The organism is Nocardioides sp. Arc9.136, assembly GCF_030506255.1.
In the GTDB taxonomy this organism is placed as follows: domain Bacteria; phylum Actinomycetota; class Actinomycetes; order Propionibacteriales; family Nocardioidaceae; genus Nocardioides.
In genome coordinates this window covers 2,586,002-2,600,391 of the sequence record NZ_CP113431.1, presented here as the reverse complement: position 1 = coordinate 2,600,391, position 14,390 = coordinate 2,586,002, and the positions used below count along the sequence as shown (strand labels likewise).

The window sequence follows — 14,390 nt, the reverse complement described above, 5'->3', positions numbered from 1 at the left end:
GACCCTACGGACGGGCCCGCACGTTGAGCAGTCCGCCTAGGTTGTCCCCCATGCCCGTGTGCGACCTGGTCCTTCCCTGCCGTGACGAGGCGCCTGCGCTCGCCGACCTCCTGCCCCGCGTCCCCGAGGAGTTCGCCGTCGTCGTCGTGGACAACGGCTCCTCGGACGGGACCGCCGACGTGGCCCGGCGCCTGGGGGCGACGGTCGTGCACGAGCCGGTGCCGGGGTACGGGTCGGCTGTGCACTCCGGCCTGCTCGCGGCGACCCACGACTACGTGGCGTTCATGGACGGCGACGGGTCGTTCGACCCCGCCGAGCTGCTCCCGCTGCTCGAGGACGTCCGTTCGGGCCGCTACGACATGGCGGTGGGACGACGCCGGCCGGTGGGCCGCGGGGTCTGGCCCTGGCACGCCCGGGCCGGGAACGCGGTGATCCTCGCCTGGCTGCGGCGCCGGATCGGCACCGACGTCCACGACATCGCACCCATCCGGGTCTCCGGTCGCTCCGAACTACTCGCGTTGGACGTCCAGGACCGCCGTTTCGGCTACCCCGTCGAGCTGCTGCAGAAGGTGGCGCTCGCAGGGTGGCGCGTGTCCGAGCGCGAGGTCTCCTACCACCCCCGAGCCGAGGGCACCCGGTCGAAGGTGTCCGGCTCCGTGCGCGGCACGCTGCGTGCCGCACGAGACTTCTGGAAGGTGCTCGAGAAGTGACGCGTGTGCTCGTCGTCGCCAAGGCCCCCGTCCCCGGCCTGGTCAAGACCCGGCTCGGCAAGGACATCGGCGCGGACGCAGCGGCCGAGGTGGCCGCCGCCTCCCTGCTCGACACCCTCGCCGCCTGCGCCGACGCCGTCGGTCCGCGGCAGTGCCACCTGTCGCTCTCCGGCGACCTCGACGAGGCGGTGCACGGTGAGCGGATCCAGCGCCGGCTGGCCGACTGGTGGGTGACGCCGCAGGTCGGCGAGGACTTCGCCGCCAGGCTCGCCCACGCCCACGCCGAGGGACCCGGGCCGGTCGTGCAGGTCGGCATGGACACCCCGCAGGTCACCGCCGACCTGCTGCTGGAGGTCGCCGAGGGGCTGGGCGCCCACGACGGCGTGCTCGGCCCGGCGGAGGACGGCGGCTGGTGGGTGCTGGGTCTCCGCGACCCCGCGCACGCCCGCGCGCTCGTCGGTGTCGAGATGTCCACGCCGACGACGTACGACGACACGCGGGCCGCGCTGGTCGCCGCCGGCGTGACGGTGGGGCTCGCGCCGGTGCTGCGCGACGTGGACACCGTCGCGGACGCCGAGGCGGTGGCGGCCGGGGCGCCGTCCTCGCACTTCGCCCACACCTGGCAGGAGGTGGCCCGGTGACCTTGAGCGACGACTCCTTCTCGACCGTCTTCTCCCACGCGCTGCGCGGCGAGCCCTGCGCCGTGGTGGGCCTCGGAGAGGCTCCCGAGCTGCTGCCGGTGGAGTCCTGGACGGCCGAGGCCGACGCCGACGACCTGGCGATCCTGGGCCACTGCGAGGGTCCGACCCTCGACATCGGCTGCGGCCCCGGCCGGATGGCGGCGGCGCTCGCCGGGCTGGGGCACGTCGTCCTCGGCATCGACGTCGTCCACGAGGCCGTGGGGCAGACCCGCGACCGGGGCGTGGCCGCGCTGCGGCGCGACGTCCTGGCGGACCCGCTGCCGGGGGAGGGCCGTTGGCGCAGCGCGCTGCTCGCTGACGGCAACGTCGGCATCGGCGGCGACCCCGAGGCGCTGCTCGCCCGCGCGGCCGACCTGCTCGGGCCCGGTGGCCGCGTGGTCGTCGAGCTGGCCGCGCCGGGGGTGCCGTCCTCGGCGGCGTGGGCGCGCCTGCAGTGCGACGGCACGCTCAGCCGGCCTTTCCGGTGGGCCGTGCTCGGCATGGACGACGTCGACAGGGTCGCCGCGGCCGCCGGGCTGGAGGTGCACGAGACCGCCGAGCACGGCGGCCGGTGGGTCGCGGTGCTGACGCCCTCGGGACCGGCACGAACCGGCTCGTGAAGGCCCCGGCCCCGGAGGACTTCACCTCGCCGCTGCACGGCCCGGCCGTCGCGGCGCGGGTCGGCTCCGCGCTCGGCGTCTGCTTCGGCGTCTGCTTCCTGACCGGCCTGCTCAGCCACTACGCGCAGCAGCCCTCCCAGCCGGTGCCGTTCCCGACCAGCCCGTCGTGGGGCTACCGCGTCACCCAGGGGCTGCACGTGGTCACTGGGACCGTCGCGGTCCCGCTGCTGCTCGTCAAGCTGTGGACGGTCTACCCGCGCTTCTTCCAGCGTCCGCCGCGGGGCCTGCGCCGGCTGGCGGTGACCGCGCTCGAGCGGCTCTCGATCCTCGTGCTGGTGGCCTCCGCGGTCTTCATGCTCGTCACCGGGCTGGCCAACTCCGCGCAGTGGTACCCGTGGTCGTTCTCCTTCCGGACCAGTCACTACGCCGTCGCCTGGGTGGCCGTCGGCGCGCTCGTGCTCCACATCGCCGTCAAGCTGCCGCTCATCCGCACGGAGCTGGGACGCCGGCTCGAGGAGGAGCCGGGTGGTGCGGTGCTGAGCCGCCGCGGGCTGCTGCGCACGACCTGGCTCGCCGTCGGTGTCGCCGCGCTGGCCACGGCGGGCTCGGCGGTGCCGCTGCTGCGTCGCGTCTCCGTGCTGGGGGTGCGCTCGGGGGAGGGGCCGCAGGACCTGCCGGTCAACAAGTCCGCCGTCGCGGCCGGGGTCACCGCGACCGCGACCGCGCCGGGCTGGGCGCTGACCGTCGCCCACGGCGACCGGACGGTCCGGTTGACCCGCGAGGACCTGCTCGGCCTCGAGCAGCGCACCGAGGAGCTCCCGATCGCCTGCGTCGAGGGGTGGAGCGCCTCGGGCACGTGGACCGGCGTGCGGGTGCGCGACCTGCTCGACGCCGTCGGGGCGCCGCAGGGCAGCGACGTCGTCGTCCGGTCGCTGCAGGAGTCCGGCCCCTACCGGACGACCGTGCTGCAGGCCGGCTTCGCCGACGACGACCGGACACTGGTCGCGCTGGCGCTGGACGGGGAGCCCCTGGCCCTCGACCACGGGTTCCCGGCACGGCTGATCGCGCCGAACCGCCCCGGCGTCCTGCAGACCAAGTGGCTCGACCGGCTGGAGGTGTCGGCGTGACCGCCGGCGTCCGGGTCGTGCTGGCCGCGGTGGGCGTGCTGCTGGCGACGTACGGCGCGTGGCTGCTCGTCTCCCGCGAGTCCGACCTGGTCGACGTCGGCACCTGGCTGCTCGGCGGGGCGGTCCTGCACGACGCGCTGCTCGTCCCGCTCGTGCTGGTCCTCGGGCTGGTCGCGAGCCGGTGGCTGCCCCGACCGGCCCGGGCGCCGGCGGCGGTCGGCCTGGTGGTCCTCGGCTCGGTCACGCTGCTCGCCGTGCCGGTGCTCGGCCGGTTCGGCGCGCGGGAGGACAACCCGACGCTGCTGGACCGTGACTACACCGCCGGGTGGCTGGTGCTCGCCGCCCTCGTCGCGCTGGGGGTAGTGGCCGGCACGATCGGACGGATCCTGCGGGACCGGCGTGGCGGGCGTGGATCGAACAGGTGTTCGGGCTAGATTCTCTCCACAGGCATGACGCTGGACGAGGTCGTCCACAGCAGTCGGCACGCTGACCAGGCGTTGTCGGTGGCTCGCTCTAGCGTCGTCGACGTGCCTGCAACCCGACGAGAGACGAGGAAGACCCCCATGGCTGGTGGAGACCGCGACAAGGCGCTGGACACAGCGCTCGCCAACATCGAGCGGCAGTTCGGCAAGGGCTCGGTCATGCGGCTCGGTGACGAGACGCGTGCCCCGCTCGAGGTGATCCCGACCGGGGCGATCGCCCTGGACGTCGCCCTCGGCCTCGGCGGTCTGCCGCGCGGCCGCGTGGTGGAGATCTACGGTCCTGAGTCCTCCGGAAAGACGACGGTCGCCCTGCACGCGGTGGCCAACGCCCAGCGCGCCGGCGGCATCGTGGCGTTCATCGACGCCGAGCACGCGCTCGACCCGGAGTACGCCAAGAACCTCGGCGTCGACACCGACGCCCTCCTCGTCTCCCAGCCCGACTCCGGTGAGCAGGCCCTGGAGATCGCCGACATGCTGATCCGCTCCGGCGCGCTGGACCTGATCGTCATCGACTCGGTCGCCGCGCTCGTGCCGCGTGCCGAGATCGAGGGCGAGATGGGCGACAGCCACGTGGGTCTGCAGGCCCGACTGATGAGCCAGGCGCTGCGAAAGATGACCGGTGCGCTCAACAACTCCAAGACCACCGCGATCTTCATCAACCAGCTGCGCGAGAAGATCGGCGTGATGTTCGGCTCGCCCGAGACCACGACCGGTGGTCGCGCGCTGAAGTTCTACTCCTCGGTCCGCCTCGACGTGCGGCGCATCGAGACCCTCAAGGACGGCACCGACATGGTCGGCAACCGGACCCGGGTCAAGGTCGTGAAGAACAAGGTCGCCCCGCCGTTCAAGCAGGCCGAGTTCGACATCATGTACGGCAAGGGCATCAGCCGCGAGGGCGGCCTCATCGACGTCGGCGTCGAGGCGGGCCTGGTCCGCAAGGCCGGCGCTTGGTACACCTACGAGGGCGACCAGCTCGGCCAGGGCAAGGAGAACGCGCGGAACTTCCTGCGCGACAACCCCGACCTCGCCAACGAGCTGGAGAAGAAGATCCTCGAGAAGCTCGGCGTCGGCCCGACCGTCGATGCCGAGGCCGAGCTCCCGGCGCAGCCGGTGGGCGTCGAGGACTTCTGAGCGGATCGCTGAGGAGGGCTCGTGCCCGACTTCCGTGACGAGCGGCCACCCCCGTCGTGGCTCGGTGACGTCTCCGACGGGGTGGATGCCTGGACCCAGCGCGCATCCACCCCGACGGAGCGGACGGCCGAGGAGACCGAGCAGGGCTCCCGACCGGCCGAGCAGGCCGCGCAGCGCTCGACCCGCGGCCGAGCGAGGTCCGGCAGGACCGGGCAGCGCGGTGGTCGCGGACGCTCGCGGACGGCGCCGCCGCCCGAGGACGAGGTGGCGGCCGGGCCGCCGGCCGACCCGGAGGCGGTGGCCCGCAAGATCCTGCTCGACCAGCTGACCGGCCAGGCCCGCTCGCGCAAGCAGCTGGCCGACAAGCTCGAGGCCAAGGACGTGCCGGTCGAGCTCGCGAACCGCCTGCTCGACCGGTTCGAGGAGGTCGGTCTCGTCGACGACGAGGCGTTCGCGCGCGCCTGGATCGCCAGCCGCCAGCCGGGCAAGGGCCTGGCCCGCCGGGCGCTCGCCCAGGAGCTGCGCCGCAAGGGCGTGGACGACGAGATCGCCCGCGAGGCGCTCGACGAGATCGACCCCGCGGACGAGGAGCAGGCCGCCCGCGCCCTGGTGCGCAAGAAGCTCCGGTCGCTGTCCCGCGTCGACGACGCCACCGCGACCCGACGGCTGGTCGGGATGCTCGCCCGCAAGGGGTACGGCGGCGGGATGGCCTTCAGCGTCGTGCGCGAGGAGCTGGCCCGGGCCGGGCGCGACGAGCCCGACGACGCGGACCTGGACTGACCGGTCGACGGGCGGACCGTGCAGAATGCTCGTCGTGGCAGACGAGCGCGAGCGCGAGGTCCTGACCTACGAGCTGTTCGGCACCGCGGTGCGCGAGCTGGCCCAGCAGGTGGTCGACGACGGGTACGAGCCGGACCTCGTCCTCTCCATCGCACGCGGGGGACTGGGCCTGGGGATGGGGCTGGGGTACGCCCTCGACATCAAGAACCTCTCCGCGATCAACGTCGAGTTCTACACCGGCGTCGACGAGCGCCTCGAGATGCCGGTGATGCTGCCACCGACCCCCGAGGCGGTCGACCTCTCGGGGCTCAAGGTGCTCATCGCCGACGACGTCGCCGACACCGGCAAGACGCTGCGGGTCGTCCAGGAGTTCTGCGCCGACCACGTCGCCGAGGCGCGCTCGATCGTCATCTACGAGAAGCCGTGGACGGTGGTCAACCCCGAGTACGTCTGGCGCCGTACCGATCGCTGGATCGACTTCCCGTGGTCCTCGCTGCCGCCGCTGGTCACCCGCGACCGCGGCCTCGCCCACTGATGGCGGCCGGCCTGCCGGTCGTCGCGGTGACCCGGTACGTCACGCCGCTGCGCGAGGGCGGCAGCCTCCCCGGGATCGTCGAGGCCGAGGACCTCGGCACCTACGTCATCAAGTTCCGCGGCGCCGGCCAGGGCGTCCGGGTGCTCGTGGCCGAGGTGGTCGTGGCGGAGCTGGCTCGCCGCATCGGGCTGCGCACCCCGCGCCTGGTGGTGCTCGACCTGGACGCCGAGATCGCGCGCTACGAGGCCGACGAGGAGGTGCAGGACCTGCTGGTCGCCAGCGTCGGGCTCAACCTCGGTGTGGACTTCCTGCCCGGCTCCTTCGGCTACGACGCCGGCCACGACCAGCCGGCCGCGGGCGGGGCGAGCGCCGCGGACGTGGCCGCGAAGGTGCTGTGGCTCGACGCGTTCTGCGCCAACGTGGACCGCAGCTGGCGCAACCCGAACCTGCTGGTCTGGCACGGCGACCTGTGGGTGATCGACCACGGGGCGTCGCTCTACTTCCACCACGGGTGGCCGGGCGGCGCGCTGGAGAAGGACGGCGCCGCGGAGCGCTTCGCTGCGCAGCCGTGGCGGATGGACGACCACGTGCTCTCCGCCCACGCCGGCGACCTGCCGGCCGCCGACGCGGAGGTCCGCGGCCTGCTCGGCCCCGAGGACCTGCCCGAGGTGCTGGCGCTGGTGCCGGACGCCTGGCTGGAGCCGGTGCCGGGGGCGTCGACGCCGGACGCCGTGCGCGCGGCGTACGTCGAGTTCCTCACCGCCCGCCTGGCCACCCGGGCCTGGCTCCCCGGCAGCGGGGAGGGGGCCCGATGACGCGCCTCGCCTACCAGTACGTCGTGCTCCGCTGCGTCCCGCGCGTGGACCGCGAGGAGTTCCTCAACGTCGGCGTGGTGGTCTACTGCCAGGCTGCGGACTACCTCGACGTGGCGTGGCAGGTCGACGCCGGCCGGCTCCGTGCGCTGGACCCGCGCATCGACGTCTACCAGGTGCGCGACGCCCTGCGGTTCGTGGAGGGCGTCTGCGCCGGGGACGACCGCGGGGGAGCGGCGGGTGCCCACCCGATCGGCCAGCGCTTCGGGTTCCTGAAGGCGCCGAAGAGCACGGTGATCCAGCCCGGACCGGTCCACGGCGGGGTCACCAGCGATCCGGCCGCCCAGCTCGCACACCTGCTGGGCTGCCTGGTCGGCTGAGCCGCCCCGCGGCCGTCATCCCGGGGAGCGGGAGGGACCGACCGGCGCTCCGGTGGCCGGGTGGGCGGCCCGACCTCTGCCCCCCGGAGGGACGGGCCGCCCGTGAGGTCTGCCGCAGCAGCGCGCTCACGCCCGAGGCCCGGCCAGGAACGGGTGTGAACGACACGCACCCGGGCTGGCGAACAACGGACGCCCCACCGTAGGGCCGGGCGACACCGCGCACCATCGACTTCGCCGGGACTTGCGGAAACCCAGCGGATCCGGTCGTGCCGGCGGTCGGGCGGTCTCGACCACCCGACCGCACCTGCTCACACCGGCACGAGCTCCACGGCGCCGACGGCGTACCGGGCGAGGATCGTCCGGGCCACCTCCGGGTGCGCGCCGAGCGGCTCGGAGACGGCGACGGCGCCCGCCTCGAGGGCGAGCTCGGCTGCCCGGTCCGGCAGGAAGCCCGGGGCCAGGAAGAGCGACGCCACCGCGATGTGGCGACGGCCCTCGGCGCGGAACGCGCGGACGGCCTCGCCGGCGGCCGGGGGAGCGGCCGAGGCGAAGGCGGCCGTGACCGGCAGCTTGTGGTGGGCGCCCCACAGCCGCGCCAGACGGGCGACGGACTGGTTGGCCAGGGCGTCGGAGGTGCCGGCCGCGGCCAGCACGAGCGCGTCGAGCTCACGGACCCGGGCCGCGCGCAGCGCCTCGCGCATCCGCACGTCGAGGACCTCGAGGAAGCACGGCTCGAGGCCGAGGACGTCGGTCGCGCGGACCTGGAGGCCGGGGTGCCGCTCGGTCGCCTCGGCGATGGCGCGGGGCACGTCGACGGTGGCGTGGTGGGCCTCGGTCAGCAGCAGCGGCACGACGACGATCTCGTCGTGCCCGGCGCGCACGAGCTTGTCGACGACCTTCGCGAACGTCGGCTTGGACAGCTCGAGGAACGCCTGCTCGACGCGGAGGTCCGGGCGCATGGAGCGGACCTCGGCGACGAGGTCGGTGATCGTGGCGGCGGAGCGCGGGTCACGACTGCCGTGAGCCAGCGCCACCAGGGCAGGAGCGGTCATGACGACGGCCTCCTTCGGGACGGGGCGATGACGGGAGAACGACCGACCACGCTGTCGGGGGTCCGGGTGGGGAGAGTGCGAGGGGCGATCACGTGTGGATCCCGCACTCGGTCTTGTTCGTGCCGGCCCAGCGGCCGCTGCGCGGGTCCTCGCCGGGGGCGACCCTGCGGGTGCACGGCGCGCAGCCGATGGAGGGGTAGCCGTCGTAGACGAGCGGGTTGACCAGCACGCCGTTCTCGGCGATGTAGCGCTCCATCTGCTCGTCGCTCCAGCGCGCGAGCGGCGAGACCTTCACCTTGCTCTTCTTGGCGTCCCAGCCGATCACCGGGGCGATCACCCGGTTGTGGGTCTCGGCGCGTCGCAGGCCGGTGGCCCACGCGTCGTACCCCGACAGCGCGTCGGCGAGCGGCTGGACCTTGCGCAGCTTGCAGCACAGGTCCGGGTCGGTCCGGTAGAGGTCCTTGCCGTGCTCGGCGTCCTGCTCGGCGACGGTCTGGCGCGGCGTGATGGTGAGGAGGGTGACGTCCATCGTCGCCTCGACGGCGTCGCGCGTGCCGATCGTCTCGACGAAGTGGTAGCCGGTGTCGAGGAAGACCACGTCGATGCCGGGGACGACCTTCGAGGCGAGGTGCGCGAGGGCGGCGTCGCCCATCGAGGAGGTCACGCAGAACCGCTCGCCGAACGTCGCGGCGGCCCACTCGATGATCACCTCGGCCGGTGCCAGCTCGAGCTCGGCGCCCCAGTGGGAGACGAGCTCGCGCAGCTCCTCGGGCGTGCGCCCCTCGGTCTCGATGCCGCGGTAGTTGCGCGCCGAGGTCGTGGTCGCGGCGGTCACGAGACCACCCCCGACGACCCGGGACGGACCATGCCGAGCATCTTCAGGGAGAAGGCGCGCAGGCAGCCGCGGCACTCCCAGGTGCCGTGCGGGCTGCTGACCTCGCCGGACTCCGAGACCACCTCGTGCGGGCGCAGGTCCTCCTCGCCGCAGAACGGGCAGTGGTACGGCGTTCCTGCGCGCTCGCTCATGACGCGCTCGCCGCCAGCTGTCGCTCGCCGCGCAGCAGCTCCTCGTCGGCCCGGTGCACCCAGGCGGAGAAGGTCTCCCCGTCGGTGCGGTCGGCGAGGTAGTTGGTGACGACCGCGGTGATGTAGTCGTCGAGCCCGGCGCTGGTCACCTTGTGGGCGCGCAGCTTGCGGCCGAAGTTGGCCTCCAGCCCGGTCGCGCCGCCCAGGTGGACCTGGAAGCCCTCGACCTGCTCGCCGTCGTGCATGACCAGCTGGCCCTTGAGGCCGATGTCGCCGACCTGGGTGCGGGCGCAGGCGTTGGGGCAGCCGTTGACGTTGACCGTGATGGGGGTGTCGAGGTCGGGGAAGCGCTGCTCGAGGGAGTCCACCAGGCGGCGCGCACGCTCCTTGGTGTCGACGATCGCCAGCTTGCAGAACTCGATGCCGGTGCAGGCCATTGTGTTGCGACGCCAGTTCGAGGGGCGCGCCGAGAGGCCGATCTCGTCGAGGCGGGCGACGACCTCCTCCACGGCGGCGGGCTCGACGCCGATGAGCACGATCTTCTGGTACGGCGTCAGGCGGGCGCCCGCGATGGCGTGGGTGTCCATCAGGTCGGCCAGCTGCGCCAGCATCGTGCCGGAGACCCGTCCGGCGGTCGGCGCGACGCCGACGTACTTCTTGCCGTCCTTCTGGTCGTGGACGCCGATGTGGTCGCGGTGCCCGACCGGCGAGGCGGGCGAGGGGTTGGAGACCAGCTCGCGCCGGAGGTACTCGGTCTCGAGGACCTCGCGGAACTTCTCGGTGCCCCAGTCGGCGACGAGGAACTTCAGCCGCGCCCGCGAGCGCAGCCGGCGGTAGCCGTAGTCGCGGAAGATCGAGGCGACGCCCTCCCAGACGTCCGGGACGTCCGCGAGAGGGATCCACACGCCCAGCTTCTGGGCGAGCATGGGGTTGGTGGAGAGGCCGCCGCCGACCCACAGGTCGAACCCGGGCCCGTGCTCGGGGTGCACGGTGCCGACGAAGGAGACGTCGTTGGTCTCCGGCGACACGTCGTGCGAGGGGTGGCCGGTGACGGCGGTCTTGAACTTGCGCGGCAGGTTCGAGAAGTCCGGGTTGCCGATGTAGCGCTCGAAGATCTCCTCGAGCGCCGAGGTCCCGTCGATGATCTCGTCGGTGGCCACGCCGGCGACCGGGGAGCCCAGGAACGGGCGGGGGGAGTCGCCGCAGGCCTCGAGCGAGCTGAGGCCGGCCTCGTCGAGGCGGTCCCAGATCGCCGGGACGTCCTCGATGCGGATCCAGTGGTACTGGATGTTGGCGCGGTCGGTGACGTCGGCGGTGTCCCGGGCGAAGTCCTGGCCGATGGTGCCGAGCGCGCGGACCGCCGCGGGGGAGAGCAGCCGGCCGTCGGAGCGGACCCGCAGCATGAAGTAGCGGTCGTCCAGCTCCTCCTCCGGCACCGTGGCGGTCTTGCCGCCGTCGAAGCCGGGGGCGCGCTGGGTGTAGAGGCCCATCCAGCGGAACCGGCCGCGGAGGTCGGCGGGATCGATGGAGTCGAACCCGCGCTTGGAGTAGATCGAGAGGATCCGCCCCCGCACGTTCAGAGGGTTGTCGTCCTTCTTCGACTGCTCGTTCTTGTTGAGCGGCTCCCGGTAGCCCAGGGCCCACTGGCCCTCACCACGCTTGGGGCGGGGCTTCGGCGCAGGGCGGGCGGGGGTCTCGGTCACAGGTGTGTCCTTCGCGCTGGTGTGCGGCGCGGCCTCGGGGGCGGCGCGGCGGTCGGTCGTGGGTCGGCGTCGTCAGCGCTAGCGACACATCGAGCTGCGGGTACGCCCGAGGTCCACGTGGCGGCGGACCACGAGGAAGGCGTGCGTTGCAGCGGAGACCATGTCAAGGAGTCTCAAGGGCCGGACGTGCTGCTCACAAGGCGACATCTCATGTGGTGGGACGGCTGTCCATGATGCGAGACGGTACTCCCGCGGCGCCGCGTGCCTACGGTCGCGGTGCGTCCCACGTCACACCGCCGGTGCACCCGCGAGGAAGCGGTCGCCGGCCGCAGACCTCACTAGGGTGGGCCGCATGAGCGACGACCTCTCCCGCCTCTCCAGTAGCGCGTACTCGCAGGCCCTCGAGGTCATCGCCTCGGTCGAGCCGCGGATCGCGCAGGCCACCCGTCAGGAGCTCGCCGACCAGCGGGCCTCCCTGAAGCTGATCGCGAGCGAGAACTACGCCTCGCCGGCCGTGCTGATGACCATGGGCACCTGGTTCAGCGACAAGTACGCCGAGGGCACCGTCGGGCACCGCTTCTACGCCGGCTGCCAGAACGTCGACACGGTGGAGTCGCTCGCCGCCGAGCACGCCCGCGAGCTGTTCGGCGCCGAGTACGCCTACGTCCAGCCGCACTCCGGCATCGACGCCAACCTGGTCGCCTTCTGGTCGATCCTGGCCCACCGCGTCGAGTCGCCCGCCCTGGAGCGGCTGGGTGCCAAGAACGTCAGCGAGCTGACCGAGGCCGACTGGGAGTCGCTGCGCAAGGACCTGGGCAACCAGCGGCTGCTCGGCATGTCCCTCGACGCCGGCGGCCACCTGACCCACGGCTTCCGCCCCAACATCAGCGGCAAGATGTTCCACCAGCAGCAGTACGGCACCGACCCCACGACCGGGCTGCTCGACTACGACGCGGTCGCCGCGAAGGCCCGCGAGTTCAAGCCGCTCGTGCTGGTCGCCGGCTACTCGGCGTACCCCCGGCGCGTGGACTTCGCGAAGATGCGCGAGATCGCCGACGAGGTCGGCGCGACGCTCATGGTCGACATGGCGCACTTCGCCGGCCTGGTCGCGGGCAAGGTCTTCACCGGGAACGAGGACCCGGTGCCGCACGCGCACGTCGTCACCACGACCACCCACAAGTCGCTGCGTGGTCCGCGTGGCGGCATGGTGCTGGCGACCGAGGAGTACGCCCCGAGCGTCGACCGCGGCTGCCCGATGGTCCTCGGCGGCCCGCTCTCGCACGTGATGGCCGCCAAGGCCGTCGCGCTGGCCGAGGCGCGCCAGGACTCCTTCCGCACCTACGCCCGGCAGGTCGCCGACAACGCCAAGTCGCTCGCCGAGGGCTTCCTCGCGCGGGGCGCGGACCTGGTCACCGGCGGCACCGACAACCACCTCGTGCTGCTCGACGTGTCCTCCTTCGGCCTCACCGGCCGGCAGGCGGAGTCGGCCCTGCTCGACGCGGGCGTGGTGACCAACCGCAACTCGGTGCCGCAGGACCCGAACGGCGCCTGGTACACCTCCGGCATCCGCCTCGGCACGCCCGCGCTGACGACCCGCGGCTTCGGCCACGACGAGTTCGACCGCGTCGCCGAGCTGATCGTCGACGTGCTGGGGAACACCCAGCCGGGCACCACCAAGGCGGGCGGGCCGTCGAAGGCGTCGTACGTCCTGGGCGACGGGGTGGCCGACCGGGTCAAGGGTGCCTCGGCCGAGATGCTGGACAAGCACCCGCTCTACCCAGGCCTCGAGCTGTCCTGACCCCGGTCCCCGGCCGGCCCGCCCCGCGTCGGGGGCGGGCGCCGGCGCGGTGTCGGGTGGATCACAGGCGGGTACCTGCCCCGGTCACCGTCCGCGAGCCCGGGAGCCGCCATGTCCGCCACCACCGACGCCGCTCCGAGCGACCGACCTGACGGGTCGGGTGGCCAGGCGCCCCCGAAGAGCCGCACGCACTACCTCTACATCGCGGTGATCGCGGCCGTGGTCGCGGGCATCGCCGTCGGGCTCGTGGCGCCGGACTTCGCCACTGAGCTGGCGTTCCTCGGCGAGGCGTTCGTCGCGCTGATCAAGATGATGATCCAGCCGGTCATCTTCGTGACGATCGTGATCGGCGTCGGCTCCGTGGCCAGCGCGGCCCGGGTCGGCAAGGTCGGCGGCCTCGCGCTGGGCTACTTCCTGACGATGTCGACGGTCGCGCTGGCGATCGGCCTGGTCGTCGGCAACCTGCTGAAGCCGGGCGAGGGCTTGGACCTGGACGAGGAGGTGGCGGCCGCCGGCCAGGAGCAGGCGGGGGAGAAGGAGTCGACCACCGACTTCCTCCTCGGGATGATCCCCGACTCGCTGTTCTCGGCGCTGACCTCGGGCGAGGTGCTGCAGACGCTGCTGGTCGCGTTGCTCGTCGGGTTCGCCCTCCAGGCGATGGGTCGTTCCGGCGAGCCGGTGCTCGCGGTCTTCGGCCACCTCCAGAAGCTCGTGTTCCGCGTGCTCGCGATGGTCATGTGGGCCGCGCCGGTCGGGGCGTTCGGCGCGATGGCGGGCGTCGTGGGGGAGACGGGCGTCGACGCGCTGAAGAGCCTGGCGGTGATCATGATCGGCTTCTACGCCACCTGCCTGATCTTCGTGCTGCTCGTGCTCGGCACCCTGCTGCGGGTGTTCGCCGGGGTGAACATCCTCAAGCTCCTGAAGTACCTCGGCCGGGAGTTCCTGCTGATCGTGTCGACGTCGTCCTCGGAGACCGCGCTGCCCCGCCTGATCGCGAAGATGGAGCACGCCGGCATCGACAAGCCCACGGTGGGCGTCGTCGTGCCCACCGGCTACTCCTTCAACCTCGACGGCACCGCGATCTACCTGACCATGGCGTCGCTCTTCATCGCCGAGGCGCTGGGCGACCCGCTCTCGATCGGCGAGCAGATCTCCCTCCTGCTGTTCATGATCATCGCCTCCAAGGGAGCCGCGGGCGTCTCCGGCGCCGGCCTCGCCACCCTCGCCGGTGGGCTCAGCTCCCACCGGCCCGAGCTCCTCGACGGGGTCGGCCTGATCGTCGGCATCGACCGGTTCATGTCGGAGGCGCGCGCGCTCACCAACTTCGCCGGCAACGCCGTCGCCACCGTGCTGGTCGGCCACTGGACCGGCGGCCTCGACCACGAGCGGCTCGACCGCGTCCTGGCCGGCGACGCCCCCTTCGACGAGACCACGATGCTCGACGACGACGAGCCGGTGGAGACCGGCGGCAACGCCCCGACCGACGAGCGGGTGACCACGCCTGCGGGCTGAGCGACCGGGCGCCGACCTGCGGACGTACCGAAGTGCCTCCGG

At 73.0% G+C, this 14,390-nt stretch carries 16 protein-coding genes; 12 read left to right on the top strand and 4 right to left on the bottom strand.

Going from position 1 to position 14,390, the window contains the following annotated elements:
- Positions 1-50 precede the first annotated feature (50 nt).
- From OSR43_RS12665 to OSR43_RS12620, 10 genes are all read left to right on the top strand, one after another.
- Positions 51-710, top strand: a complete 660-nt coding sequence (locus OSR43_RS12665; protein ID WP_302266915.1) for a glycosyltransferase family 2 protein — start codon at positions 51-53, stop codon at positions 708-710.
- Positions 707-1,351 carry a DUF2064 domain-containing protein gene (locus tag OSR43_RS12660; protein WP_302266914.1) on the top strand — a complete coding sequence of 215 codons (645 nt, stop codon included), beginning with the start codon at positions 707-709 and terminating at the stop codon, positions 1,349-1,351. The genes OSR43_RS12665 and OSR43_RS12660 overlap by 4 nt, the downstream gene beginning before the upstream one ends.
- On the top strand, positions 1,348-2,010 hold the full coding sequence (locus OSR43_RS12655; protein WP_302266913.1) for a bifunctional 2-polyprenyl-6-hydroxyphenol methylase/3-demethylubiquinol 3-O-methyltransferase UbiG: 663 nt from the start codon (positions 1,348-1,350) through the stop codon (positions 2,008-2,010). Before OSR43_RS12660 ends, OSR43_RS12655 begins: the two co-directional genes overlap by 4 nt.
- Positions 2,007-3,137, top strand: a complete 1,131-nt coding sequence (locus OSR43_RS12650) for a molybdopterin-dependent oxidoreductase (RefSeq protein WP_302266912.1) — start codon at positions 2,007-2,009, stop codon at positions 3,135-3,137. Before OSR43_RS12655 ends, OSR43_RS12650 begins: the two co-directional genes overlap by 4 nt.
- Entirely contained in the window at positions 3,134-3,571 is a 438-nt protein-coding gene (locus tag OSR43_RS12645; RefSeq protein WP_302266911.1) for a hypothetical protein, read from the top strand. Before OSR43_RS12650 ends, OSR43_RS12645 begins: the two co-directional genes overlap by 4 nt.
- Before the next feature lie 129 nt (positions 3,572-3,700).
- A complete protein-coding gene (gene recA, locus OSR43_RS12640; protein ID WP_302266910.1) occupies positions 3,701-4,750 on the top strand; it encodes a recombinase RecA in 1,050 nt (349 codons plus the stop codon).
- Between the two features lie 21 nt (positions 4,751-4,771).
- A complete protein-coding gene (locus tag OSR43_RS12635; protein WP_302266908.1) occupies positions 4,772-5,530 on the top strand; it encodes a regulatory protein RecX in 759 nt (252 codons plus the stop codon).
- Positions 5,531-5,564: 34 nt separating this feature from the next.
- Positions 5,565-6,065: a phosphoribosyltransferase gene (locus OSR43_RS12630; RefSeq protein WP_302266907.1), complete on the top strand. Its 501-nt coding sequence runs from the start codon at positions 5,565-5,567 to the stop codon at positions 6,063-6,065.
- Positions 6,065-6,880, top strand: a complete 816-nt coding sequence (locus tag OSR43_RS12625) for a HipA family kinase (protein WP_302266906.1) — start codon at positions 6,065-6,067, stop codon at positions 6,878-6,880. The genes OSR43_RS12630 and OSR43_RS12625 overlap by 1 nt, the downstream gene beginning before the upstream one ends.
- Positions 6,877-7,257 carry a DUF3037 domain-containing protein gene (locus tag OSR43_RS12620; RefSeq protein ID WP_302266905.1) on the top strand — a complete coding sequence of 127 codons (381 nt, stop codon included), beginning with the start codon at positions 6,877-6,879 and terminating at the stop codon, positions 7,255-7,257. Before OSR43_RS12625 ends, OSR43_RS12620 begins: the two co-directional genes overlap by 4 nt.
- A 308-nt stretch (positions 7,258-7,565) precedes the next feature.
- Here OSR43_RS12620 and OSR43_RS12615 read toward each other — a convergent pair whose 3' ends face one another.
- The 4 genes from OSR43_RS12615 to OSR43_RS12600 form a co-directional block, all read right to left on the bottom strand.
- Positions 7,566-8,309 (bottom strand): sirohydrochlorin chelatase, encoded by a 744-nt coding sequence (locus OSR43_RS12615; protein ID WP_302266904.1) that lies wholly within the window; start codon positions 8,307-8,309, stop codon positions 7,566-7,568.
- 88 nt (positions 8,310-8,397) lie between these two features.
- Positions 8,398-9,144: a phosphoadenylyl-sulfate reductase gene (locus OSR43_RS12610; RefSeq protein ID WP_302266903.1), complete on the bottom strand. Its 747-nt coding sequence runs from the start codon at positions 9,142-9,144 to the stop codon at positions 8,398-8,400.
- Positions 9,141-9,335 carry a hypothetical protein gene (locus OSR43_RS12605; protein ID WP_302266902.1) on the bottom strand — a complete coding sequence of 65 codons (195 nt, stop codon included), beginning with the start codon at positions 9,333-9,335 and terminating at the stop codon, positions 9,141-9,143. Before OSR43_RS12605 ends, OSR43_RS12610 begins: the two co-directional genes overlap by 4 nt.
- On the bottom strand, positions 9,332-11,038 hold the full coding sequence (locus OSR43_RS12600) for a nitrite/sulfite reductase (RefSeq protein WP_302266901.1): 1,707 nt from the start codon (positions 11,036-11,038) through the stop codon (positions 9,332-9,334). The genes OSR43_RS12605 and OSR43_RS12600 overlap by 4 nt, the downstream gene beginning before the upstream one ends.
- Before the next feature lie 352 nt (positions 11,039-11,390).
- Between OSR43_RS12600 and OSR43_RS12595 the strand changes: the two genes are divergently transcribed.
- Both OSR43_RS12595 and OSR43_RS12590 read left to right on the top strand, forming a co-directional pair.
- Positions 11,391-12,836, top strand: a complete 1,446-nt coding sequence (locus tag OSR43_RS12595; RefSeq protein ID WP_302266900.1) for a glycine hydroxymethyltransferase — start codon at positions 11,391-11,393, stop codon at positions 12,834-12,836.
- A 111-nt stretch (positions 12,837-12,947) separates the two neighbouring features.
- Entirely contained in the window at positions 12,948-14,348 is a 1,401-nt protein-coding gene (locus OSR43_RS12590) for a cation:dicarboxylase symporter family transporter (RefSeq protein ID WP_302266899.1), read from the top strand.
- The last annotated feature ends 42 nt before the right edge of the window (positions 14,349-14,390 follow it).